Origin of the sequence: Streptomyces huasconensis (assembly GCF_021028635.1) — a bacterium.
GTDB classification, from domain to species: Bacteria; Actinomycetota; Actinomycetes; order Streptomycetales; family Streptomycetaceae; genus Streptomyces; species Streptomyces huasconensis.
This window is the reverse complement of the sequence record NZ_CP086119.1, coordinates 8,134,997-8,160,674: the sequence shown is the minus strand read 5'-3', so window position 1 is coordinate 8,160,674 and position 25,678 is coordinate 8,134,997. Positions and strand designations below refer to the sequence as shown.

At 73.6% G+C, this 25,678-nt stretch carries 8 protein-coding genes; 1 reads left to right on the top strand and 7 read right to left on the bottom strand.

The annotated features are described in order from the left end of the window. Positions 1–4 precede the first annotated feature (4 nt). The 3 genes from J2N69_RS35985 to J2N69_RS35975 all read right to left on the bottom strand — a co-directional run bounded on the left by J2N69_RS35985 (position 5) and on the right by J2N69_RS35975 (position 2,620). The gene (locus J2N69_RS35985; protein WP_230904483.1) at positions 5–850 is read right to left on the bottom strand and encodes a helix-turn-helix domain-containing protein; all 846 of its coding nucleotides are present in this window, start codon (positions 848–850) and stop codon (positions 5–7) included. Next, positions 847–1,287, bottom strand: a complete 441-nt coding sequence (locus tag J2N69_RS35980; protein WP_230904482.1) for a hypothetical protein — start codon at positions 1,285–1,287, stop codon at positions 847–849. The genes J2N69_RS35985 and J2N69_RS35980 overlap by 4 nt, the downstream gene beginning before the upstream one ends. A 1,069-nt stretch (positions 1,288–2,356) precedes the next feature. Next, positions 2,357–2,620 carry a hypothetical protein gene (locus tag J2N69_RS35975; protein ID WP_230904481.1) on the bottom strand — a complete coding sequence of 88 codons (264 nt, stop codon included), beginning with the start codon at positions 2,618–2,620 and terminating at the stop codon, positions 2,357–2,359. Between the two features lie 241 nt (positions 2,621–2,861). On the opposite strand from J2N69_RS35975, the gene J2N69_RS35970 reads away from it, so the two are divergent. Further along, on the top strand, positions 2,862–3,344 hold the full coding sequence (locus J2N69_RS35970) for a hypothetical protein (protein ID WP_230904480.1): 483 nt from the start codon (positions 2,862–2,864) through the stop codon (positions 3,342–3,344). 91 nt (positions 3,345–3,435) lie between these two features. Here the strand turns inward: J2N69_RS35970 and J2N69_RS35965 are convergent, their stop codons facing one another. From J2N69_RS35965 to J2N69_RS35950, 4 genes are read right to left on the bottom strand one after another with little or no spacing between them, the layout of a single operon-like run. Beyond that, the gene (locus tag J2N69_RS35965; protein WP_230904479.1) at positions 3,436–5,964 is read right to left on the bottom strand and encodes a type I polyketide synthase; all 2,529 of its coding nucleotides are present in this window, start codon (positions 5,962–5,964) and stop codon (positions 3,436–3,438) included. A 9-nt stretch (positions 5,965–5,973) separates the two neighbouring features. Next, the gene (locus J2N69_RS35960) at positions 5,974–7,122 is read right to left on the bottom strand and encodes an adenine nucleotide alpha hydrolase family protein (RefSeq protein WP_230904478.1); all 1,149 of its coding nucleotides are present in this window, start codon (positions 7,120–7,122) and stop codon (positions 5,974–5,976) included. A 45-nt stretch (positions 7,123–7,167) separates the two neighbouring features. Next, positions 7,168–10,710 (bottom strand): amino acid adenylation domain-containing protein, encoded by a 3,543-nt coding sequence (locus tag J2N69_RS35955; RefSeq protein WP_230904477.1) that lies wholly within the window; start codon positions 10,708–10,710, stop codon positions 7,168–7,170. Further along, complete coding sequence (locus J2N69_RS35950; RefSeq protein ID WP_230904476.1) at positions 10,707–25,553, bottom strand: SDR family NAD(P)-dependent oxidoreductase; 14,847 nt, start codon at positions 25,551–25,553, stop codon at positions 10,707–10,709. The genes J2N69_RS35955 and J2N69_RS35950 overlap by 4 nt, the downstream gene beginning before the upstream one ends. Positions 25,554–25,678 lie beyond the last annotated feature (125 nt).

Here is a 25,678-nt window from a genome sequence, read left to right as displayed (position 1 = left end):
TCGCCTACTGGCTCCCGAGGTCGGGAAGGGTCGCTCCCAGGCCGACCGCGCGGAGTTGGGCGGCGTCCAGGATGCGGTAGGTCCGGTTCATCCGCCCATGGGAGGCGTCGGCGAGGATCTTGTGTTCGCGCAGTTCCTTGAGGGCCTTCTCCACGGTCGAGACGCCCAGCCCGAGGGCGTTGGCGAAGTCTCGCTGGGTGGGGCCGGTCACGATGTTCGGGTCCAGGGCGCCGGAGAGGATCTCGGCGCCCAGGCCCTGCTGGTAGGCGAGGTGGAACAGGAGCCGGGCGACGCGGTGGATCGGCTTGCAGGCGTCGGTGCCGTAGATGTCCTCGAACTCCAGGACGTAGGTCATCAGTCGCTGGTGCACCATGCGGACGACCGGCAGGTTGCGCACCGCGATGGAGCGCAGGGCCTTGCGCGGTATGCGCACGGTGCGGGTGGCGGACAGGAACTGGACCTGTTCGAGCCGGTTGACGGAGGGCACATCGGTGAACAGGTCGAGGTTGCCCAGGACGTAGTTGCCGCCCCAGATACGACCGTTGACGAGCACCGTGCCGAACAGCACGAACTCAATGTGGTGGGCGTTCAGCGGTTCCGACTCGGTCGAGCGCTGGTGGCGGTAGAGCTGGCTGAAGCGGGCGAGTTCGTCGGCGACGTCGTGGCCCAGGCCCTGCTGCAGGTAGTAGTACTGCAGCACGCGCATCGCCCGGTGGCTGCGGGGCTCGGCGCTCACGCCGGCCATGTCGTACCCGGCCGCGGCCAGACGCTGCGTGGTGAGCTGGATGCCGGCGCGGCTGCCGGTGACGAGCCGGTTGGACCCCTCGTCCCCGGTGCGGATGTCGTTCACAGCACACCCGCCGTCAAGCCGGCCCGGGACGGCGCGGCGATGGTGTGCGACGCGGCCACGGGCGGCGTCACGGGCTCGGTGAGGAGCTTGGTGATGGGGACCATCGACCCGACGAGCGTGCCGATCCCGACGATGACGGCGACCACGCGGGCCGGTGTCGACTTGAGCCGGTCGACGGCGAAGGCGATCGTCGCGAAGACGATCAGGAAGATCACCACGAGGACGACGAGCCGGACAAGGTCGGTCTCGGGCTCGGGCGGGGGCTCCATCAGGATGCGCGTGATGGGGACCAGGGCGCCGACCAGGGTGGCGAGCGCGGTGATGACCGCGGCGACACGGACGGGCTTGGACTGGAAGCGGTGGACGACGAAGGCGATCGTCGCGAAGACGATCAGGAAGATCACCACGAGGGCGACCAACGGGGCCGTGGCGGACACGAGCAGTTCTCCCGGGTGCGTGGACTGACGGGGACTGCGGCTGCTGCCCGGCTTCCCTCCGGTGGCTGATGCCGGAGGGAGGACGAGCCCGGCACGGGTGCCGGAGACCGCTGGACTTTACTTCGCTCTACTTGCGCTGGCCGGGCTTCGGCACCCGTTTAACAGGCTCCATCGACCGGTTAAACGCTGACGATACCGAAGTCCGACAACAGGCCCAACTAAGGCTTCGCCAGAGGGATTTGAAGATCCATTGGCCAAAGCGCAGCAATCACGCTAAACGCCCACTTGCCTGGCTTGAGGGGGTTGTTTGCCCGTCAAGAAACCCGTATCGGGAGGGCTTTGCCCGCGTCCACCCCCCGAACCCCTCTGGATAAGGCATAAGGAGACACGAAGTTCGGTTACATAATCCGTGCTGGACCACGGGCCCTGGACTGCCCTTCGCTCAGCATCATCGGGCATTTGCCCGGGGGGTTGGCCCCCTCCGGGTGCCCGATGTTTCTTGTCAGGAGGGCCCCGCCACCGGCGGGGCCCTCGGCGTTTTCGCAGCTCACACCGGACAGCCGGGTACGCAATCCGGTGACACCCCTCCGCTTGCCCTCCCTGCGGCCCGGCCGGGCGGAAGCGGCCGACCGTACCCGTTCACGACTTCTCACGCCGATCGAATGTATGGATGAACCGGACCAAAGGGACTCGGTCTTCTGATTGCAGAATCGGCTACAGGCTGTAAGATGCCGGACCTTTCATCACCCGAAGCGATCAACGCGTACTTACGAGTAGTCAAACAAGCAGGCGAAACGCCAGGCTTGAAGATCTTGAATCCCCATATGCCGGTTTCGGCAGACGGCCACGCTCCGTGGACAACCACCGGTGTCGAAGCAGCGAAGTGACGAGACGCGCCAGACAGACACCGGTTCCGGCCAGCCTCCCGCAGAAATCACCCACTGGCGCGTTGAGCGGACACGCGGCCGGCAACCCGGCCCAACCCCAAGGCAGCGCTCAAGGCGCCGGAGGAGACGGAGGCGCAGGAAGAGACGGAAGAGACGGAACTCTGCCTCCTCCAGCAGGGCCATCACACAGAAGGCCACCGGCGCGGAAGGCCGGCCACCCGGACGGCAACAGCACTGGCATCCGGGCGGCACCCGGGTGCGATCTGCGAGTTGTCCATCCCGAAGCCGGACACCCTCCTGATCTGCTCCACCATGCTGAGCGGGATTCGGACGATCCCCTCGTCGTCGGCGGGCGGACTGTCCTGACGGCACGCAGCCCGCGTCGGCGCGTTGGCGAACTTGCCCTGCACAACCAGCTCTGGGCCCTGGGCGGTGTCGGTGTTCACCCACACCGCCGGACAGTTCCCTCCACCCGAGTTCGGGTCCGTGCCGAAGAAAGTAACGCCATGATCCCCTCCGAGGCCGGCCGGTTGCGCGTAGTTGCGCGGCGACCGTCCCGCGGTGCGGTACGGCGTCAGGGGTGCCGCCAGCGGCCGAGGCGGGTCTGGTCCGTCCGGGTGACCAAGGGCCGCAACCCCGGTGTCGGAAGGCGCACCCCCCTACCGTGCGGCCAGGGAAGACTCCCAGATGCCTGAACCTTTGCGGCAGGCGGTTCACCAGCTCGTCTCCGAAGTGGTCATGAACTGCCAGGAGGTGCTGCGCTACACCGAGCCGGACATCGCACGCGACTGGAAGCGCGTGACCCTGATCCGCGCCACGGACGCCTCCGACAGGATGGACACGGCGGCCTTGCTGATCGCCGCGTACTGCCAGCGCACCGGCATGGCCCTGGAGACCCTCGCGTCATACCTCCAGACCCGGCAGCAGCGCAGCCGGGCGGCCGGGCCACGGGATGCGGATCGGCACGAGGTCGCCGGGATGCTCGGCAGGCCGCGTCCAGCCGATGACGACCAGGACGCCCAGATGTGGTTCTCCGCGGGCCAGGGCTACGCGGGAGACGGGCTGATGTCCCCGGACGGGGTCAGTTCGCGGGGTCGTCCGGGTCGGTCCCTGTACCAGCCGCGCCGCCCGTGCCTGCGGCTGACCGCCCGCACCCCGGGAGCGCGGTGACGGGCACGGCGGTGCGGGGCGCGGACGTGCGGGGCGGCTGAGCCCGTCGGCCCAGCCGCTCCGCACCGCCTGTCGCGCGTCGCCGTACCGGCTACCGCGTGCCCCCCGGGCGGCGCGCGGCGGCCCGCTGGGCCCTGCGGGAGACACGGCCCTCGGAGGCGGCGGCGGGGGCGGCGGCCGCCGTGTCCGGGGCGATGCCCAGTTCGCCGCTGAGGTCGGCGACGAAGGAGCGCACCGTCGGGTACTCGACGAACGCCGACGAGCGCACGGGGTGGGCCAGTTCCTCGCTGAGCTTGGCGATGACCTCGATCAGGATCAGCGAGTCCAGACCCATGTCGAACAGATTGGTGTCGAGGTCCACGGTCCGCGGGTCGGGCGCGCCCAGGACGGCGGCGATCTCCTGTCGGATGAACTCGGTGAGCAGCGCGCTCTTCTGCGCGTCCGTGGCCCCCGCGAAGCGGTCCCGCAGCGTCCGCGCGGCAGGCTCTGCGGCCGGTGCCGCGCCGCCGTGCGGCTCGATCCAGTGCCGTACGCGCTCGAAGGGGTAGGTGGGCAGCGGCACCCGGCGTATCCGCTCGCCCTCGTGGAACGCCGCCCAGTCGACGTCCTCGCCCGCCGTCCACAGCCGCCCGACGAGAGCGAGGAGGAACTCGGCGCCGACAGGCACAGGCCCTTGCGGCAGCAGGGCGATGCCGGGCCGCCCGGCACCGGCGGCGTGCTGCGCGCCGATCCCTTCGAGGAGGCGCAGTGCCGCGTCGGGCAGCGCGGTGCGGTCGGCGGCGACCACGGGGGCGGTGATCCCCCAGCCGGCCAGGGTCCGCGCCGTGGCGTACTGGACGGCGAAGTCCGCCTCCGGGCTCCGCGCGCCCAGCAGTTCGTCGGCGGATGTCCCCAGCTCGGCGGCGCAGCGGTCGTAGTGCTCGCGGAAGGCGGCGGTCCCCTCGTACAGGGCCGAGGCGTGTCCCGGCGCGGCGCCGCCGGGGGCCAGGTCCAGGACGGGCCGTTCGTCGGTGGGATCGGCGGTCAGGATCCGGTCGGCGTCGCCCAGGGCCAGGGCGAGCGCGGCGTCCCGTACGTCGGCGGCGACCAGTGCGCGCCGGTAGGGGTGCGCGCGGCGGCCGAGCGCCAGGGTCTGGGACACGGCGGACAGGGCGAGGCCGCGGTCCTTGCGGAGCCGGCGGGCCAGCTCGGCGGCAACGGTGTCGAGGGCGGCCGGGGTGTTGGCGGAGAGCACCAGGAGGCGGGGCCCGGCGTCCTCGGCGTCGGGGGCGGAGGGGAGGGCGGGCGGCTCCTCGACGATGACGTGGGCGTTGGTGCCGCCGATGCCGAAGGAACTCACGCCCGCCCGGCGCGGTGTGGCGCCCTCGGGCCACTGCCGGGTCTCGGTGACGACGTGGAAGGGTCCCGCCGCGAAGTCGATCTCCGGGTTGGGGGACTCGAAGTGGAGGCTGGGGACGAGTGTGCGGTGCCGCAGCATCAGGACCGTCTTGATCAGGCCCGCCATGCCCGCAGCCGTGTCGAGGTGGCCGACGTTGGTCTTGACGGAGCCGATCGCGCAGGACCGCGGGGCGAGGGTGCCGCCCTCGCGGCCGAAGGCCTGGTTGAGCGCGGCGATCTCGACGGGGTCGCCGAGCGGGGTCGCCGTGCCATGGGCCTCCACGTACGTGATGGTCTCGGGGGCGACCTCGGCGATCTGCTGGGCCTCGGCGATGACGGCGGCCTGCCCCTGGACGCTCGGCGCTGTGTAACCGGTCTTGTCCGAGCCGTCGTTGTTGATCGCGGTGCCCTTGATGACGGCGTGCACGGTGTCGCCGTCGGCCAGCGCGTCGCTCAGCCGCTTGAGGACCATGGCGCCCACGCCGTTGCCGATGACGGTGCCCTGCGCCTTGGCGTCGAAGGCCCTGCAGTGGCCGTCCGGCGAGAAGATCATCCCCTCGTGGTGGAGGTAGCCCTCGCCCTGGTCGGCCTGGATGTGGGCGGCGCCCGCGACGGCCATCGCGCAGTCTCCCGAGAGGAGGCTGAGGCAGGCCAGGTGGACGGCCACCAACGAGGTCGAGCACGCCGTGTTGGTGCTGACGCTCGGGCCGCGCAGGTTCAGCTTGTAGGAGGTGCGGGTGGCGACGAAGTCCTTGTCGTTGGTGATCATCATGCGGTAGCGGTCAACGGAGGACGCGGTGCGGTAGCGCTCGCCGAGGTTGTGCAGCAGGTAGGTGTTGAGGCCCACTCCGGCGTAGACGCCGATCTGCTGCTCGCCGCGGCGCGGGGCGTAGCCCGCTGTTTCCAGTGCCTCGTGCGCGCACTGCAGGAACTGGCGCTGCTGCGGGTCGATCAGCTCCGCCTCGTCCCGGGTGATGCCGAAGAAGCCGGCGTCGAACGTGTCGGCGTCCGCGAGCACCTGCCCGGCCTTGACGTACCGGTCGTCGTTCAGCAGGTTTTCGCCGACGCCCGCCGCGCGCAGCTCCTCGTCGGTGAAGTAGGTGAGGGTCTCCCTGCCCTCGCTCAGCACCTGCCAGAACGCGTCGGGGGTGTCGGCGCCGGGGAACCGGCAGGCCAGCCCGATGACGGCGATGTCGGAGTCCCGGGCCTCGAATTCCTGCTGTTCTGTCCGCTGGTCGTTCATGTCTTCTCCTCAACCCACCTTGATACCGAGGTCCGCGGCGACCGCGCGCATGTCCAAAAACGTCTCCGCGATGAACCGCGCGCCGTCGTCGGTGGTGTCCATCTGCTTGAACAGCTCCACCAGTGCGGCGCGATGCTCTTCGCGGTCCCCCTCGCCCGCGGCTATCTCCAGGACCACCTTCTTCAGCTTCTCCTCGACCTCGGGCAGGTTCAGGGAGCGCGGGAACTTGATGCTGAAGGTGGAACGGTCGTAGTCCTTGTTGCGGCTCACCGCGCGCGTGTAGCTGGACGCGTTGAGCTTGTAGAACATGCAGTCCCAGTTCTTGAACGAGTAGTAGTTCAGGAGGGGGAACAGCGTGCAGTGCGTCTCCATCGGCGACGAGGCGTACAGGCCCTTCTCCTTCAGTTCCGCCACCATGCGGTCGGGGTCGTAGTCGTGCCGCATGGCGATGAACGGAAACACGATCTTGGGGAGTTCGTCGTCCTCGGCGAAGAGGATCTCCTCGATCTCGCCGTCGAAGAGTTCGCTCGCCAGCTCGGGCCCGAAGGACTTGTAGAAGCCGCGCACCACTTCCCTGACGTTCGACTCCATCGTGAGGATCTGCTGCGGATCGGCGCACAGGGCGATGTAGGGGATGCGCTCGCGGAAGGCGTACAGGATGGCGCGGATCACGAAGAACGTGCGGCAGGAGACGCAGGGCAGTTTCTCGTCGAGGTACTGGCCCGGCTTCTTCGGGCGCGGCCGGTTGAAGACGTCCCGCATCATCTTCTTGATGTTGTCGTCGTCCGCGTCCACCACGAACGTCGCGGGCAGCTTCTCCTGCGCCAGCTTGATGTTCTGCGCGGCGTGCGTGCTCTCGAAGGGCACGTCGAAGGTGTAGGCGAGCGTGCGCTTGCCGTATTCGTTGACGAACTTGTCCAGCATGTACGTGCTGTCCTTGCCGCCGCTGTACATGAAGAGGCAGTCGAACTCGCCGCGCGGATTGGGCGGCGCCGCCTGGAACTCGGCGAACACCTCGTTGGTGTACTTGTAGTTGACGATCAGGTCACCCGCGAAATCGAGGTTGCAGAGATTGCACACCTGCTGGTCGTCGAGGACGACCCCCGGGTGCCCGTCCTTGAGCGAGCAGATCTTGCAGCGGACGATGGTGGGTTCCACGGTGCCTCCTGGTGGGTTGTGTCGGCCCTGCGGCCTGCGGCGGGCTCAGCGTTCGGCGCCGGACCTGCGACGGCGCGCTCCGAGCAGCGATCTGTCCCGGCCGCCCTTGGGCCGGCCGCCCTCCGGCGGCCGGGGCGGGGCGCCGTCCTCGGCGAGGTGGCGGGCCATCGCCCGGATCGTCGGGTGACGGAACATGTCGAGCCGGCTCAGCGAGGGGCGCAGTTCCGCCCGAAGCCGCGCCACCACATGGGTCAGCCGCAGCGAGTCGCCTCCCGCGTCGAAGAAGTTGACGTCGGCGCCGACGTCCGCGAGGCCGAGCGCGCTCCGCCAGATCGCGGAGATCCGCTGCTCCAGCGCGCCGCGTGGCACGGCGTCGGCCGACGGCCCGTCGTGGACGGCCGCGCCGTGCGGGGCGGGCAGGGCCTTGCGGTCGAGCTTGCCGTTGGGCGTCAGCGGCAGCGCGGGCAGCGGGACGACGGCCGCCGGCACCATGTACGCGGGCAGCCGCGCCCGTACGTGGGCGCGAAGCTCGGCGGTGTCCGGGACCCGCGCATCCCCCTCGGCCACGGTGTAGGCGACGAGCCTGTCGCCGCCCGGCTCGTCGTCGCGTACCACCACCGCGGCCTGGGCGACGGCGGGGTGGTCGCGCAGGGCGGTCTCGATCTCGCCGGGCTCGATGCGGTAGCCGTGCAGTTTGACCTGGCTGTCCAGCCGGCGCAGATACTCCAGGCGGCCGTCGGGCAGGTGCCGCACCAGGTCGCCCGTGCGGTAGACGCGGCCGGGTGCGAAGGGGTCGTCGAGGAACCTGGCCGCGGTGAGGTCCGGCCGGCCGTGGTAGCCGTCGGCCACCCCGTCACCGCCGATGTACAGCTCTCCCGGGCTGCCGGGCGGCACGGGCCGCAGCCGCTCGTCGAGCACGTACATCCGCGTGTTGGCCAGCGGCCGGCCGATCGTGACCGGCCGGCCCGCCTCGACGCGGTCGAGGGAGGACCAGATGGTGGTCTCGGTCGGTCCGTACATGTTCCAGACCCGGTCCGCCCGCCGCACCAGTTCGGCGGCCAGGTCGCCGGGCAGCGCCTCGCCCCCGCACAGGACGGTCAGCCCGGCACCGCCCTGCCAGCCGGCGCCGATCAGCATGCGCCAGGTGACGGGCGTCGCCTGCATGACGGTCGGCCGGTAGGCCTCGACCAGGGCGCGCAGCGCGAATCCGTCGGCGGCCGTCTCGGCGGGCGCCACCCGCACCTCACCACCCGTGACCAGCGGCAGGTACAGCTCGAGTCCCGCGATGTCGAAGCAGGCGGTGGTCACCGCGAGCAGGGAGTCCCGCGGGCCGAACCCCGGCTCCTTGGCCATGGAGCACAGGAAGTTGGTCAGCGCGCGGTGGCCGACCCTGACGCCCTTGGGCAGGCCGGTGGAGCCGGAGGTGTAGATGACGTAGGCGAGGTCCTTGGCGGAGGCGCGGTCGGGGAAGTCCTCCTCGACGTCCGCCTCTTGTGCCTCGTGCGCCTCCTCGCCGGGGTGGATCTCCACCGGCTGTGCCGGGCAGTCGGCGGGCAGCGCGGAGAAGAGCGCGGGTTCGGTGAGCACCAGGGCGGCGCCGGAGTCGTCGAGCATGTGCCGGATGCGCTCGGGCGGGTAGACCGGGTCGAGCGGCACGTACGCGGCGCCCGTCCGCAACACCGCGAGCAGCCCGGTGATCAGGTCGGCCGAGCGGTCGAGGAAGACCCCGACAAGGGTGCCGGGACCCGCGCCGAGGTGGGCGAGGCGGCGGGCGAGCCGGTTGACCCGCCGGTCGAGGTCGCCGTAGGTGAGGACGGTGTCGCCGGACCGGACGGCGGGCTCCTGCGGCCGCCGGTCCGCCCACTCGGCGAACAGCTGGTGCACGCAGCGGTCGGCGGGGTAGTCGGCGGCCGTGTCGTTCCAGGTGTCGAGCACCAGGCGGCTCTCGTCGCCGGACAGCAGGGGAAGCAGTCCGGCGTCCTCGTCGGGCCGCTCGGCGGCCGAGCGCAGGAACCGCTCGAAGCGTGCGGCCAGTTGGTGGGCGGCGGCCGCCCTGCTCTCGTCCGCCGGGAGGAAGGCGACGGCGCGGGGCACGGCACCGGGCCCACCGATCCGTACGGTCAGGGCGGGCCCGGCGGGCCCGGCGGGGCGGTGCGCGGTGCCGTGGCCGTCGCTCAGGTCCACGGTGACCGGCAGCGCGCCCGCCGCGAGCGCCGCTCGTCCGCCGGGGCCGGGCAGGCGCAGGTGCGCTCCCCGCAGCGGGGCGCTCCGCCCGGCCTGCTCGGTGAGCCGTCGGGAGACCTCTTCCGCGAAAGCCGCCAGGGAACGGTCCTGTCCGGCCTCGGGGGCACGGAAGGGCACGTCGGACATGAGGGGCCCGGTCGTTTCCGCGGTGAGGCGCAGCGCCACGTCGAAGCCGCCCTCGTCCTCCCCCGCCATCCGGCCGAGGAACCGCAGGAGTACGGCGAGCAGCCAGGCCCTGGCCTCGTCGGGGCCCCCGGCCGGGATGTCCGGTGGGACCGCGGCGCGGGCGAGGTCGCCGGCGCCGGACGGCTCGGCGGGCTCCGGGGCGGCCGGCCAGGGGACTTCGAGGGGGGCCCGGTCGGCGAGGAGGGGCAGCCAGTGCCTCTCGTGGCGCCGCGCGGCGCGGGCGGTGGTCGCCCACTGCCGGCGGGCCGCGTCGTCCCCTTGCGTGAACCGGTCGCCCGGACGCAGTCCCGCCACGGCCGACGGGTCGCCGTCCAGGTCGGCCAGGTCCCTCAGCCGTACGTCGAAGTCGGTGGTGGCGACGGTCACGGCCGGGCCGTCGACGGCGACCACGGTACCGGGCGGGCTCGTGGAGGGGCGGTCGGTGACCTCCGCCTTCCGTACGGCGAACAGGCGCTCGTCCAGGGCGAGGAGCGCGAGGCCGAACGCGTTGCGGTGCGGTCCGAGGTCGGTGGCGCGCACCAGGGCGCCGAGGTCGGCGGCGGACCGGCGCCAGGAGAACAGGCCGCCGTCGGGCGGGCCGTCGTGGAGTCCGTGGTAGGTGCGCAGGGTGAGGTCCTGCGGGGTGCGGGTCTCGGTGCCCGCGGCCAGTTCCTCCACGAGTTCGCCGAAGCCGGCCGCCGCGGCCTCGTAGCAGGCGAGGTTGAGGGTGTACGCGGTGTCCTCGGGGCCGACCGGCACTGCCCGCTGCTTGAGCACGTCGCCCGTGTCGGCCTCGCGCTCCATGACGTGCCAGGTGACGCCGTGCTCGGTGGCGCCTTCCAGGATGGCCCAGCTGGTGGCGTGCAGGCCGGCGTGCCGGGGCAGCGGCGCGTCGTGGAAGTTGACGGGCATCCGCTCGGGCAGTGCGAGGACCTCGTCGGACAGCATCCGCAGGTTGGTGATGCTGAACAGGTAGGCGAACCGCAGCGGACGCAGCCGCTGCGCGAGGCCCCGGCCCGGATCGACGACGCTCAGCCCGTGCCCGGCGGCCCAGCGGCGCAGCCCCGGGTCCTCGGCGACCACGGCGGCCACGTGGTGGCCCCGCGTCAGCAGGTGCTCGCCGCATTCGGCGAGCAGGGGCTCCTCGCCGATCAGGACGGCGCTGAAGGGTGTGGTCATCGCTGTTCCTCCTGGTCCTCGAGGACGCTGCTCAGCTGGCGCAGCAGGCGGTCCACCTCCGCGTCCGAGAGGCTGTCGACGATCTGCTCGATGCCGGGTTCGGGCCCGGCTGCGGTCTCGGTCCCGCCGGGCCGTGGCCCCGCACCGGTCCCGGGCCGCGGCTCGGGAGCGGGTTGCGGTGCAGGGGTCTTCCCGGAGCCGAGGGTGGCCAGGTGGCGGGCGAGGCGTTCGATGGTGATGTGCTCGAAGAGCAGGGTGGACGGCAACGGCCCGTACTCGCGCTCCAGTTCCCTGGTGAGGCTGAGGACCACGAGGGAGTCGACGCCGTAGTTCTCGAAGGTGGCCCGGGGGTCGAGAAGGTCCTCGGGCATTTCGAGTACGCGGGCGAAGACCTCCTTGACCCGGCATTCCGCCCCACCGACCGGGTCGGCGCCGGAGGGCCGCGCGGCGGGGTCCTCGTCGGCGGCCCGGCGGGCCGGCGCGGACGGGGCCGGCGCGGACACGGGCACGAAGCCGTCGCTCTCGGCGACCAGGACGCATTGATGGGTGCCGCCGTCCGGGCGCGGTCCCTCGGTGACGCGGCAAAAGCCGTTGTGGGTGAGGACGTCGCGCCAGGCCGTGGTGGAAAGGAGCGGGGAGCCGGGCAGCCGGTACTCCGCGTCCTCGAACAGCCACCAGCCGGTGGCCAGGCCGAAGATCAGGGACATCTGGTCGCGCAGCTCCACGCCCTCGTTGAGCACCAGTACGCCGTTGGTGGCCAGGAGCCGCTTGGTGTGGGCCAGGGTGCGGTCGATGCTGGCGGTGGCGTGGAAGACGTTGGTGGCGAGCACCAGGTCGTGGGCGCCGGTTTCAAGGCCCTGTTCCCCGGGGTCGCGTTCGATGTCCAGGGCCCTGAAGTCGGCGAAGGGGTGGTCGGCGGCGAAGCGCTTGCGGCCGTGCCGCACGAATCCGTCGGACACGTCGGTGTAGAGGTAGGCGACGTGGTCGCCGAGTCCGGCCGCCGCGAGGGCGCGCAGGACGCGGGTGCTGGTGCCGCCGGTGCCCGCGCCGACTTCGAGTACGCGGATCCGGTCACCGGGCCGCTCGCGCAGGCGCTCTTGTACGTAGCGCAGCACCGTGTCGGCGACCTGCTCGTTGCACCGGTCGGTGACGGGGTCGCCCGCGTAGACGGCCTCGACCAGGTCGAGTGAGCCGCCGGGGAAGAGGACGTCCATGTGTCCGCGCCGTCCGGTCAGTACGTCGGGCAGCGCGTCGACGCACCGCAGCAGCAGGGTCGTCACGGCCTCCGTCTCGGGATGACGTGTCGTCAGCTCGGCTGCGGTCTCCTTCGGGTGGGCGACGCAGCGGCGCAGCTCCGGATCGTCGAGCGCGTTGGTGGTGACCAGGTCGGCGCCCTCGGCGCGGAGGTGGCCGCCGCGCAGCAGGACGTCGATCAGGAGGCCGAGGAGCCGTTCCTGCCCGGCGGCGACGCCGAGGCGGACGCGGAGCCCGTCGCGGGTGTGCCGCTCGCCGGGATCGCGCAGGACGCCCATGGTCCGCAGGGCGCCGACGAGGAGTCGCCGGGCGAAGGTCTCGACGTCCGCGGCCGCGGCGCCGCCGTGGCCGCCCGCGCCGGTCGCCGCGCGGCCGGGGGTCATGGGGGCGGATGGGGCGGGTCGGTGCGGCTGCGCCTTCAGCATGGTGTCCGGGTCGACGCCGAGACCGGTGAGGATCTTCGGGTCGGCCTTGACGACGAGCGTCTGCGGCAGCGGGCCCGACAGTGCCCGTTCGACGGCCGCCATGCCCTCCGCCGCGCTGATGGGCCGGATGCCCGCGGCGGCGAATCGGTCGAGGACGCGCTCCCGGTGGGCGTCGTCGGCGGCGTGCCAGTAGCCCCAGTTGACGGTGCGCACGGGGTAGGGCGCGGTGCGGGCCGCGGCGAGCGCCCACGCGTCGGCGACGTGGCAGCCCGCCGCGTATCCGGCCTGGCCGTGGTTGCCCTCCAGCGTGACTGCGGAGGAGTACAGCAGCACGAAGTCGGGCCGCTCGCCGCGCAGGGCGCGGAACATGCTCCACACGGTGTCCGCCTTGGCGTCGAGGGCGGTGCGCAGCTCGGCTTCGGACAGCTCCCTGATGGGCTTGTCGACGAGCACCATCGCGGAGTGGATGACGCCGTGGAGCGCGCCGAAGCGCTCCTTGGTCTCGTCGATCACCTGGCGCAGGGCCGCCGGGTCACCGGCGTCGCACGGTACGTAGGAGACCTCGGCGCCCAGCTCCTGCAGTGCCGTGAGGTCGGCGCGGCGCCGCTCGTCCAGTGCCGCGCGGCCGACGAGGACCAGGCGGGCGCGGTGGGCGCGGGCCAGATACCGGGCGGTGTCGCGCCCGAGCACTCCGAGGCCGCCGATGACGAGGTACACCCCGCGCTCGCGGAAGCGGGTCGGGGCGGCGGCCGGTTCGACCGCTTCGAGCGCGCGGACGCGCCGTACGCCGCCGCGCAGCGACACGGCCTGGACCTTGGCCCGCGCCGGCTCGTGGACCAGCGCGGCCGCCGCCGCGTCGAGTTCACCGCCGCGCACGTCGAGGCAGGCCGCGGTGAGCTGCGGGAACTCCTTGGCCGCGACCTCGCAGTAGCCGATGAGCCCGGCGGCCGCCGGGCGCAGCGCGTCGTCGTCCCCGAGCGGTAGGCCGTCGGCGGTGAGGACCTTCAGGGCCAGGGGCCGGTCGAGCAGGCCGGCCCGGTCGAGGCCGCGGACCAGCCGGTGCAGCGAGACGGTGCCGCGCTCCTGCTCCGCGTGCAGCCCGGCCCTGTCGTCCACCGGTTCGCGCGGTCCGCCGATGCCCAGGAAGTACACCAGGTCCAGGTGCGGGGCGCGGGCCAGGAGGTCGTCCGTGGCGCGTTCGTCCAGGCCGCCGTCGCCGACGGTCAGCCGCAGGTGCTCGGCGTCCGGGTGGGCGGCGCGGAGGGTGTCCGCCAGCGGCGCGCCGTCCTCCCCCGTCACGATCAGGACCGCCCGGGGCGCGGCCGTGTCCGCGACGGCGGGCGGCGCGACCGCCCAGCGGGGCCGGTAGTCGATGGACGGCTCCGGCTTCGCCTCCCGCAGGGCCAGGCCGAGGACGCGTACGCACACCCGGCCGTCCGTGTCGGTGACGGTGACGTCGAACCGCCGCGAGCCCAGGTCGCGGACGTGGGACCAGCCTTCGTCGGGCAGGGCGGCGTGCAGCTCCACCCGGTCCGCGGCGTACGGCAGCAGCGGCCGGGCCGGCGCACCGCCGTCGGCGAGCAGCAGGGCCAGGGGGTGCAGCGCCGCGTCGAGGGTGCCGGGGTCCAGCGGCCGGCCGACCGCGCCGGAGTGCTCCCGCGGCCGGCGCAGCCGGGCGAGGGCGGTGTGCTCACCGGTCCAGGCCTGGGTGACGCGGCGGAAGTGGGGGCCGTAGGGCAGGCCTTGCCGACGCAGGCCCTCGTACAGCTCCTCGTGGCTCACCGGGTGCGGGCAGTCCGCCTTGAGCAGGTCGAGGGGCAGGGGGTCGGGGCGTTCGGGGGCGGCGGCGAGGACTTGGCCCAGCGAGTACACGGGGGCGTCGCCGGTGGAGGGTGCGGTCAGGCGGTAGTCGAGCGCCTGGGCGGTGTCGGACTCCGTCGTGGTGAGGGTGACGTCGGTTCCGGTGTCGGCCACCACGAGCGGGGCGAGCCAGCGCACGTCGCTGAAGACCCGTGCCGCGTCCGCGCCCAGGGTGTGGGTCACCAGGTCCAGGTGGCCGACGCCGGGCAGCACCGCACGGCCGCCGACCACGTGGTCGCGTACGACCGGGTCGGTGGGCGTGAGGGTCAGGGTGGTGTCCACCGCTGGGGGCGGTGTCGGCCGATCCGCCGGCCGACGGGGCGGCGCGGGGGCCTCGGTCGGTTCCCTGCGGGTGTCGGGCAGCCAGTGGCGCGGGCGCTCGAACGGGTAGCCCGGCAGCGGGAGCGTGCGGCCGCCGCCCGCCGCGAACTCCTCCAGCGCCGTCCAGTCGGCGAAGGCGCCGGAGACCCAGAGCCGGGCGAGCCTGGTGTGGTCCCCGGCCGCGGCGAGCGTCCGCAGGAAGTCCGGGCCCGCGCCGTCGGTGAACACCTCGGCCAGCGCCGTGTGCTGGTCGGCGTTGCCCGTGATCGCGGAGGCGACGCCCGCTCCGGCGGCGAAGGCGGCGAACTTGTCGGCGGCGTCGTCGATGTCAAAGGCCGCGAAGGCGAGGCGTTCGGGCAGCGCCTCGCGGCCGACGCGCAGGGTGTGGCCGGTGTCGGCGAGGGCAGGGCGCTCCCGGCGCAGATGGGCCGCCATCTCGGCGGCGTAGGCGCGCAGCCGCTCCGGGTTGCGCGCGGAGAGCACGAGCAGTTCGGGACCGGACGGCGGGGCGGCGGGCTGCTCCTCGGGGGCGCGGTACTCCTCCAGGATCACGTGCGCATTGGTGCCGCCCGCGCCGAACGAGCTGACGCTCGCCCTGCGCGGCTGCTCGATCCTGACCCCGTCCGTCTCGATGACGGGCCGCGCCCAGTCGGTGAGGGTGCGCTGCACATGGAACGGTGAGCGGTCGAAGTCGATGATCGGGTTGGTCTCCTCGGAGTGCAGCGAGGGCACCAGCTGGCCGTGGGAGAGCTGGAGCACGGCCTTGGTGACGCCCGCGATGCCCGCGGCGCCCTCCAGATGGCCGATGTTGGACTTCACCGAGCCGAGGGCGATGGTGCCCGGTCGGCGGGTGGCATCGGCGAAGGCCTGTCGCAGGGCCGTGTGCTCGATGGGGTCGCCGAGCGCGGTGCCGGTGCCGTGCGCCTCGACGTAGCCGATGGTGCGCGGGTCGATGCCCGCGCGGTCCAGTGCCTCTTCTATGAGGGCCTGCTGCGCCTGGGGGTTGGGCACGGTGTAGCCGCCGGTGCGGCCGCCGTGGTTGACCGTGGTCGCCTTGATCACCGCGTGGATGTGGTCGCCGTCGGCGACGGCCTCCGGGAGCCGCTTGAGCAGCACCGCGCCGACGCCCTCGCCCGGCACGTAGCCGTCGCCGCCCGCGCCGAAGGAGCGGCAGCGGCCGTCGGTGGAGAGCATCCGCATCCGGCTCAGGTGCGCGTACTTCGAGGGGTGCGCGGAGACGTTGACGCCGCCCGCGACGGCGTACCGGCACTCTCCCCTGCGGACGCTCTCGCAGGCCTGGTGGAGGGCGACGAGCGAGGCCGAGCAGGCGGTGTCCACGACGACGCTCGGGCCGCGGAAGTCACCGAAGTAGGAGACCTGGTTGGCGATGGCCGAGCGGTTGGTGAGGACGGTGTGGTGGTTGCCCCGCGCGGCCTCCTCGGTGGCGAGCTGGGCGTAGTCGCCCCACATCACGCCCGCGAAGACGCCCACGTCGCGGCCCTGTCCCCCGAAGCGGGGGCGCGGCAGGCGCGAGGGCGGGTAGCCGGCGTTCTCCAGCGCCGACCAGGCGGCCTCCAGGAACAGGCGCTCCTGGGGGTCCATCAGCTTGGCCTGGGAGGGCGGGATGCGGAAGAACAGCGAGTCGAAGGCGTCGACGTCCGCCAGGAAGCCGCCCCACTTGCCGTAGCTGGTGCCGGGGGCCGCGTGGTCGGCGGCGAAGTGGGCCTCGGCGTCCCAGCGGTCGCGGGGTATCTCGGTGACCGCGTCGTGGCCGCGGCGCAGGTTCTCCCAGAACTCGGTGAGGTCGCGGGCGTGCGGGTAGCGGCCGCCGATGCCGATGATGGCGATGTCGTCGTCGCCCGCGGGCTGCCGCGGGGGCACGGCGGGGGCTGCGGGGCGCGCCTCGGCGGCGGCCATAGGAGGTGCCTCTGCGGCGGCCGGCGGCACGGGGGGCGCGGTCTCCTCGGGGAACAGCCGCCGGGCGGCGTCGGGGTGTTCGTCCAGGAGGTGGGCGGCGAGGTCGTGCACGGTGCGGTACTCGAAGAGCAGGGTGCCGCGGGCGCCGGGGAAGTCCCGGTCCAGGTGCTGGTTGGTCTCCATGACCAGGACGGAGTCGAGACCGTAGGCGTCCAGGGTGGTGTGGTCGTCGATGCGCTCCGCCGAGAGGCCGAGCACGTGGCCGAGCAGGGCGCGCACGTGGTCCCGCATGCGGTCCAGCAGGGCGGGAGCGGGGGTGGTGGCCGGTGCGGCGGGGGCGGCGGGCCGGGTGGTGTCGGCGGTGCTGTTCCCGTGCGTCGCCGCGAGCGGCCCCGTCGTGTGCGGCGGGCGTGTGGGCGCGGCCGGGCCCGCCGCGCGTGGTGCCAGCGCCGCGTCCACGGCCTGCGGGTCACCGATGGCGGGGACGAGCCGGGCCCGCCCCGTGCGCCAGGCCAGTTCGAGGGCGCGCAGCCCTTCCTCCCCGGTGAACTCCCGCATGCCCGTGCGGTGGCGGTAGCCGGCCCGCTCCTCCTCCCCCATCAGGGCGTCCACGCCGCCGATGCGCCACAGCGGCCAGGCCAGGGAGAGAGTGCGGCCCGCCGCACGGCCCTCGCGGACCCGGTGGTCGCGCAGGTCCGCGTAGGAGTCGAGGAAACGGTTCGCCGCCGCGTAGGCGCAGGCGCCGAAGTCGCCGACGACCGAGGCGATAGAGGAGAAGACCACGAACAGGTCGAGCGGTTCGTCGGCGGTGAGCGCGTCGAGCAGCCGGACCCCGTGCGCCTTCACCGACAGCAGCTCGGTGAAGCGGGCGGGGTCCGCCTCCAGGAGCGAGCACTGGTCGGCGGCGCCCGCGAGGTGGAAGACGCCGTCGAGATGCCCGAAGCGCTCCTTGGCCCGCGCCACCGCGGCCCGCATGCCCGCCGCGTCCGCGGTGTCGGCCGCCGCGAGCAGCACCTCGCCGCCGAGCGCGACGAGTTCGTCCGCGGCCTCGCGGGCCGGGGGCCGGTCGGCGGAGCGGCTGACCAGCACGAGCCGCGCCCGGTAGGTGGACGCGAGGTGGCGGGCCAGTTCGCGTCCGATGCCGCCGGTGCCGCCGGTGACGAGGTAGGTTCCGCCCCGCTTCAGCGGGACGGCGGCTTTGGGGCCCGGCGTGTCGGCCCTGCGCAGGACGCGGACCTGGCGGCCCGCCGCCGAGTGGCGGACCTCCGCCCCGGTGGGGCGGCCGCCCTGCGCCAGCTCGGCGTCCAGCAGGGCCGGCAGCTCCGGCCCGCCGGCGCCGACCACGGTGAACAGTTCGAAGCGCGGCAGCACCCCGGCGAGGGAGAGCGCGAAGCCCGCCACGGCCTCCTGGTCGGGGCGTTGCCCCTGTTCCGTGTCGGAGAGTACGTAGGCGCAGCGCACCCGGCCGGGGAGGCGGACGGCGTCCAGGGCGAGGGCGAGGGAGCGCAGGGAGTGCAGTCCGCGCGCGAAGGCGCCGTCGAGCGCGGACTGTGCCTCGGCGGAGTCCCCCTCGCGCCCGTAGGCGACGGGCTCGGCGCTCAGGCCCCACAGGTGCACGACGTCGAGCGAGCGGACGCCGTCGTGTGCCAGGTCCGCGAGGAGCCGCTCGAAGTCGCGGGGCCGCGCGGGATCGACGGCGTACCGATCGGGCCCGGTCCTGGCGAACCGCTGCGCCACGCGTACGTCGATGACGCGCCGCCCGCCGCTTGTCCCCGCGAGGCCACGGGCCACCTCGTCGTCGTCCCCGAGGACGAGCACGGCGTCGGCGCGGGGAGCGGCACCCGCCACGAGCGCCTGGTCCTGCCAGACCTGCTCGTAGAAGAAGGGGGCGTCCTGCTGCGCGAGGTGCCGGCCGGCGAAGTTGTCGATGCGGACCAGTTCGGCCCCCGAGTCGTCGAGGATGCGCAGGTCGAACTGCCCCTGGTCGGCGCCTTGGGGCTGCCGGGCGGGCACGGCGTGCGCGTGGCACCTGCGCGGCAGCGGCCGCGGCGTCCGGATCTCCAGCGCGCCGAGGTGGAAGGGGACCGCGAGGCTCCCGCTCTCCTGCGGCGACGGCGAAGCCGCCCAGTGGCAGGCCCGCAGTGCGCCGTCGAGCAGGGCGGGCGGCAGCGGCGAGGCGCCGTCCTGCTCCGGCAGCGTGAGGGTGAGGAGCGCGCCGCCGTCGCCGAACCTGGCCTCCTCGATGACGTCGAAGGCCGGGCCGTAGGCGAAGCGGACGTCCTGGTAGGCGGCCTGGACCGCCGCGCGCTCCCTGACCTCGGGGCAGCTCGCGCGCAGGGCGGCGAGGTCGGTGGGGGCCGCGGCGGGACCGGTGGGGTTCGCGTATACCGTGCCGCGCACGTGGACGGTGCGCCCGGTTGTCTGTCCCTGGGCGGTCCAGACGGTGAAGGCCAGTTCGCCGTCCGTGCGCTCCGGTCCGCCGCCCGTGCGGGTCAGGCCGACGTGCACGTCGACGTGCTGCCCGTCCTCGATCACCACCGGCCGGCCCCAGAGGACGTCCCGCAGGCCGAGCGCGTCGTCGAGACCGGCGAGACGGGCTGCCGCGCGTGCCATCTCCAGGCAGACCGCACCGGCGAGCAGGGTCCGCCCCTCGATGACGTGGTCGCGTACGAGCGGTTCGTCGGCCCGGAAGGTACGGCGGAAGCGGATCTCGTCGAGGGTGGACTCGTTGGCGTCGAGCAGCGGGTGGAGGCGGGCGGGAGCGCCGGCGGTGCTCCGGTCGGCGGCGGGCACCCAGTGGCGCTCGCGGGCGAAGGGGTAGGCCGGCGCGGGGACGCGGCGGGGTTTCGGCCCCGCGGGGGCGATCCCGCTCCAGTCGGCCGCCCCCTCGCGTGTCCAGCGCGCGGCGACGCTGTAGGCGGGGTCGTGTTCGGCCGGCTGCTCGGGCCCGGGGGACGCGCCGGTCACGAGGCCGGGGCACGGTGCGCCCTGTTGGAAGGCGCGGAGCGCCCTGACGAGGGCCGCGCCGTCGTCGGCGACCACCGCGAGGCGTTCGGCCATGGTCGTCCGGCCGTGTTGCAGGGTGTGGGCGAGGTCTTCGGCGCGTACGTGCTCGCGTTCGGCGAAGTCGGCGAGGCGGCCGGCGTAGACGGCGAGCCGTTCCGGGTCCCGTGCGGAGAGCGGGAAGACCAGCGTGCGCGGGAAGCGCTGGGCGGCGACGGGCCGCTCGGGGCGCTCCGGGCCCCGGTGGTACTCCTCGATGACCAGGTGGGCGTTGGAGCCGCCCGCGCCGAACGAGCTGAGTCCGGCGCGGCGTGGTGCCGGGCCGTGCTCACCGGCCGGCGCGGGCCAGTCGGCGGCCTCGCGCTGCACCAGGAAGGGGGAGCGCCCGAAGTCGATGTTCGGGTTCAGCTCGTCGGCGTGCAGCGAGGGTGCGAGGCGCCGGTGCTTGAACTGGAGCAGCACCTTGGTGAGTCCGGCGATCCCGGCCGCCGATTCGAGGTGGCCGATGTTGGACTTCACCGAGCCGATGGGCCACCGCCGGCCGTCCGCCTTCGTCGCCCCGAAGGCCTTGGCGAGCCCGGCGATCTCGATCGGGTCGCCCAGGGACGTGCCGGTGCCGTGGGCCTCGACGTAGCCGATGTCGGCGGGTTCGAGGCCCGCCCCGCGCAGCGCGCGGCGCACGGAGTCGGCCTGGGCGTGCGGGCTCGGCACGGTGTACCCGTTGGTCTTGCCGCCGTGGTTGACGGCGTGGCCCCTGATCACCCCGTAGACGTGGTCGCCGTCGCGCTCGGCCGCGGCCAGCGGCTTCAGGAGCACCGCGCCGACGCCCTCGCCCGGCACGTACCCCGTGCCCCCGGCGCCGAAGGCACGGCACCTGCCGTCGGTGGAGACGAAGCGGCCCTGGCTGAGGAAGACGTATTTGTAGGGGTGCAGCGAGAGGTTCACCCCGCCCGCGACGGCCATCTCGCTCTCGCCACCGCGCAGGCTCTCGCAGGCCAGGTGGATCGCGGTGAGCGAGGACGAGCACATGGTGTCGAGCGCGATGCTCGGCCCGTTCAGACCGAGGGTGTACGAGACGCGGTTGGCGATGGAGGCGAACGACGAACCGGTGACCCTGATGCCGCCGCGCTCCGCGTCGGCCGCGCCGTAGAGCTGGTACTCGCCGTACATGACGCCGACGAAGACGCCGACCGGGCGGCCGGACAGCTCGTCCCCGCGGTACCCGGCGTCTTCGAACACGTGCCAGGCGTTCTGCAGGAACAGGCGTTCCTGGGGGTCCATCAGCTCCGCCTCGCGCGGCGAGATGCCGAAGAACAGCGGGTCGAAGCGGTCCACGTCGCGCAGGAAGCCGCCCCACTTGGAGAAGGCGCGGCCGGCGGCCGACGGGTCGGGGTCGAAGTAGCGGCCGTGGTCCCAGCGGTCGGCGGGGATCTCGGTGACGCAGTCCCGGCCCTCGGCGAGGTTGTCCCAGAACTCGTCGAGGTCGTCGGCCATGGGGTAGCGGCCGGCGAGGCCGATGATGGCCACGGCGTCGGCGGGGCCGGCGGGGCCGGGCCGGTGCGGTTCCGTGGTCCGGGCGGTGAGCGCCGGCGCGCTCTCCGCGCGGTCGGCCGAGGTGCTCGCGGGCGGTGCGGACTTGCCCGCCGGGCCGTTGGACGCCGCCGCCAGTTCCCCGAGCCGCCCGGCGTACTCCGCGACGAAGTACTCCGCCAGCTCCTCCAGCGTGGCGTACTCGAAGAACAGTGTCTTCGGCAGGTCGTCGAAGTGCTTTTCCAGTTCGGCGTTGAGCCGGGTGATGACCAGCGAGTCGATGCCGTAGCGGTCGAACGGCACGCGCGGGTCGATCTCCCCGGCGTCGAGCTTCGTGCGCTCGGCGAGCAGCTGCTTGAGGAAGGTGGCGGCCCACGCGGCCGGATCGGTGCCGGACGGCTCGGCTTGCTCCGCTCCCCCGGCCGCGCGGGGGCGTCGTACGGGGGCGGGTTCGAGCGTCGCCGCGACGCGGGCCAGGTCGCCGTGGCCGACGAGCAGCGCTCCGCCGTCGTGCCGCAGTGCCTGGTCGAAGGCGGCGAGAGCGGCGTCCGTGGGTATCGGGGACAGCCCCGTGCGCTGCCGCAGCGCCCGGACGGCGTCCTCGTCCTGGCGCATGCCGCCCGCGAGCCAGAGCGGCCAGCCGAGGGAGAGCGTGCGGCCGAAGCGGCTGCCGTCGGCCACCTGGGCCCGGCGGCGCTCGGCGAAGGCGTCGAGGTGGGCGTTGGCGTACGCGTAGTCGCTCTGGCCCGCGTTGCCGAAGGCCGCGGCGATGGAGGAGAAGCAGACGAAGAAGTCCAGCGGGTCCTCGGCGGTGAGCCGGTCCAGGAGCCGCGCGCCGAGGGCCTTGGGGCGGACGACCTCGGTGAACTCCTCCCAGCTCTTGTGCAGCAGATAGGCGTCGTCCAGCGTGCCCGCCGCGTGTACGACCCCGCGTATCGCCCGCTGCTCGGCGCGGACGGACTCGATGGCTGCGCGCAGGGCCGCCTCGTCGGTGACGTCGACCCGGTGGAAGGTGACGTCGTGTCCGGCCGCGCGCAGGGCTTCGACGCGCTGGGCGGCCGCCGGGGAGGGCGCGGACCTGCCGAGCAGGGCGAGCGGGCCCCCGGTGCGCGCGGCGAGGTGTTCGGCCAGGGCCAGGCCGAGGCTGCCCGTGCCGCCGGTGATCAGGCAGGCACCGTCCTGGAGCGGCGGGGTGGCGGTGTCGGCCGGGGGTTCGGTGCGGGCCAGGCGGCGGTGGCGGTGCACGTGCCGGACGCCGCCGCTGTGCCGGGTCTCGCTCTCGCCGTCGTCCAGGCGGGCCAGTTCGTCGACGAGCGCGGGGAGCGGCGCCGTGTCGGCGTCCAGGCCGACCAGGCGGTGGGTGAGGCGCGGGTTCTCCAGCGTGACGGTGCGCCCGAATGCCGCGAGGGCGGCTTCGGCGGGGTCCGCGCCGTGGGCGTCGGTGCGGTGGGCGACCAGCAGCGCGGTGCGGTCGCCGCCACGGCGGGCCAGGAGCGCCTTGGTCAGCGCGAAGACCGAGCGCGGGCCGTCGAGGTCGTGGCCCCCCTCGGCCGCGCACCAGGTGTGCAGCACCGTGGCGGGGGTGCGGCCCGTTCCGGCGAGCCGGTCGAGGAGCGCGGCGAAGTCCGCCTCGCGGTGCGGGTGCACGGTGTAGTGGTCGTCGTCGACCCGCGTGAACTCCTCGCCGGGGGTGGCGAGGACCACCGTGGAGTCCGTGTCACCGGCGTCCCTGAGCGCTTCGAGCAGCGCGGTGCGCTGGGCGGGGTCGTGGGCGAGGAGGAGCCGCGGGCCGGGGGGCGGGGCCGCCGGGACATCGGATGCCGCCGGCCGCCAGACGCCGGCGAAGAGGGCGGTCCCGGGCTCGTCGCGGCCGTTCCTGAGGGTGCGCACGGACAGGTCGCGCAGGCGGGCGAGCGGGCGTCCCTCGGTGTCGAGGAGGTCGATGTCCGCCTTGGTCTGCTTCTCCCCTGCGCCGTGGGCGGGCAGCGTGACGTGGGCCAGGCAGTGCCGGGGCAGCGGCGCGAACACGTCGAGGGCGCCGAGCGCCAGCGGCAGGTAGGTGGTGCCCTCGTCCTCACGGGCGGCGAGCAGGCCGACCACCGCGTGCAGCGCGGCGTCCAGCAGCGACGGGTGCAGGACAAAGTCGTCCGTGCCCCGCTCCCCCGCCGGGAAGGCGTCGGCGGGCAGTTCGAGTACGCCCAGTGCCTCGGCGTCGCCGCGGCGCAGCTCACGCAGGGAGCGCATGGCCGGGCCGTAGTCGAGGCCGCGGGCCCGCAACAGGCCGTAGAGGTCGGCCGCGGCGAGCAGGTCGGGGCAGCGCGCTGTGAGGGCGGCCGGGTCCACCGGTGGCGGGGCGTCGGCGGGGGCCGTGCCGGACAGCTCGCCGCGGGCGTGGATCTCGGGCTCGCCCGCCGCCGTCCCGGTCGGGTCCGTGATCGTGAACCGTGCTCCGTCCCCGTGCGGGGTCAGCTCGACGTGCACGGTGCGCGGCCCGTGCGGGAAGGACAGCGGCCGTTCGAAGGAGACCCTGGCGAGGGAGCGCGCCCCGGTGGGCAGGGACAGCGCCCCCGCGGCGCGCGCCATCTCCAGGTAGCCGACGGCGGGCATGATGGCCCGGCCGTCGACGCGGTGGTCTGCGATGAAGAACTCGTCGCCGGACAGGGTGGTGGCGTAGCGGTGCTCGGCCAGGGTCGAGACGTTGGCGCCGATGAGCGGATGCGGGCCCTTGACGGCGTCCGCGCCCGCGCTGTCCGACGGCGGTTCGAGCCACACCCTGCGGCCCTCGAAGGGGTAGGTGGGCAGCGGGACACGGCGGCGCCGCTCACCCGCGTAGAACTCCTCCCAGTCCACCTCGGCACCGCCGAGCCAGGCGGTGCGCACGGCGTCCAGCAGGGCGCGGCCCGAGAGCTCCGGGTCCGGTGTGAACAGCCGCTGCTCGGCGGCGTCTTCGGCCTGGTCGGTGGCGCAGCCGGGCTCGGCGCGTGCACGCAGGGCGCGCACCGCCTCGGTGGAATCGGCGCAGATCACGGCGCGGCGGTGGCGGTGGGCCCGGCGGCCCATCGCGAGGGTGTACGCGGCGTCGGCGAGGTCGGTGCCGGGGGCGGCCTCGAAGTGGTCGGCGAGGGCGTCGGTGAGGGCGTCGAGGGCGGTGGGGGTCCTGGCGGAGAGCAGCAGGAGCTGCTCCTCGCGTGCGGAGGGGTCGCCCGGGTCCTGCTGGGGGGCTTCCTGGAGGATCGCGTGCGCGTTGGTCCCACCGATGCCGAACGAGCTGACCCCGGCCCGCAGCGGCCCCTCGGCCGTCCAGGGTTTCGTCTCGGTGCTGACGTAGAACGGGGTGGCGGCGAAGTCGATGGCCGGGTTGGGCCGTTGATAGTTGAGGGTGGGGGCGAGGGAGCGGTGGCGCAGCATGAGCGCTGTCTTGATCACTCCGGCGACGCCCGCGGCGGCGTCCAGGTGGCCGACGTTGGACTTGAGGGAGCCGATGGCGCAGAAGCCCGTGTCGGGTGTGCCGCGGCGGAACGCGTCGGTGAGCGCGGACACCTCCACGGGGTCGCCGAGCCGCGTTGCGGTGCCGTGCGCCTCGACGTAGGAGATGCTTTCCGGTTCCGTGCCGGAGACGGCGTGTGCCTCGGCGATGACGGCCGCCTGGCCCTCCTTGCCGGGGGCGGCGTAACTGACCTTGAGGGAGCCGTCGTTGTTGGTGGCGGTGCCCTTGATCACGGCGTGGATCGTGTCGCCCGCGTCGAGGGCGTCCTGTAGGAGCTTGAGGACGACGATGCCCACGCCGTTGCCGAGGACGGTGCCGCCGGCCTGGGCGTCGAAGGTGCGGACCCGGCCGTCCGGGGAGAGGATCGCGCCCTCCTCGTACAGGTAGCCGCGCGTCTGGGGCAGTTTGACCGTCACGCCGCCCGCCAGCGCCATGTCGCACTCGCCGTTGATGAGCCCCTGGCAGGCGAGGTGGATGGCCACGAGCGAGGTCGAGCAGGCCGTCTGGACGCTGTAGCTCGGTCCGCGCAGGTCGAGCTTGTAGCTGACGCGGGTGGCGAGGAAGTCCTTGTCGTTGCCGACCATGACCTTGAAGTGGTCGGAGGTGGCGGTCTGGTCGATGCTTGGCAGGACGTGCTGCTGGAGGTAGGTGTTGATGGCGGCGCCGCCGTAGACGCTGATCAGCCCGTCGTAGCGGCGCGGGTCGTAGCCGGCGTCCTCCAGCGCGGTGTGGCAGCTTTGCAGGAAGAGGCGTTGCTGGGGGTCGATGACCTCGGCCTCCGCCGGGGTGAACTCGAAGAAGCCGGTGTCGAAGAGGTCGACGTCGGGCAGGACGCCGTGGGCTCGTACGTACGCCGGGTCGGCGCGCAGCGCGGCGGGTACGCCGGCGTCGGCCAGTTCCTCGTCGCTGAACCGGGTGATGCCCTCGCGGCCCGCGCGCAGCAGCTCCCAGAATTCCCCCACGCTGTCGGCGCCGGGGAAGCGCCCGGCCATGCCGACGATGGCGATGTCGTTCCCGGACACCTCGGTGGCGTCGTGCGAACTCACGGTCGTTCCCTCTTCCCTTGCTGCTCGGCCCTGTTCGGCTCGGAGTGCGGCTGCGGCCCGGTGTGCGGCCGGTTCGGCGGGTGGCCGGTTCGGCGTTCGGTTCGTTCGGCGGGTGGCCCGTTCGG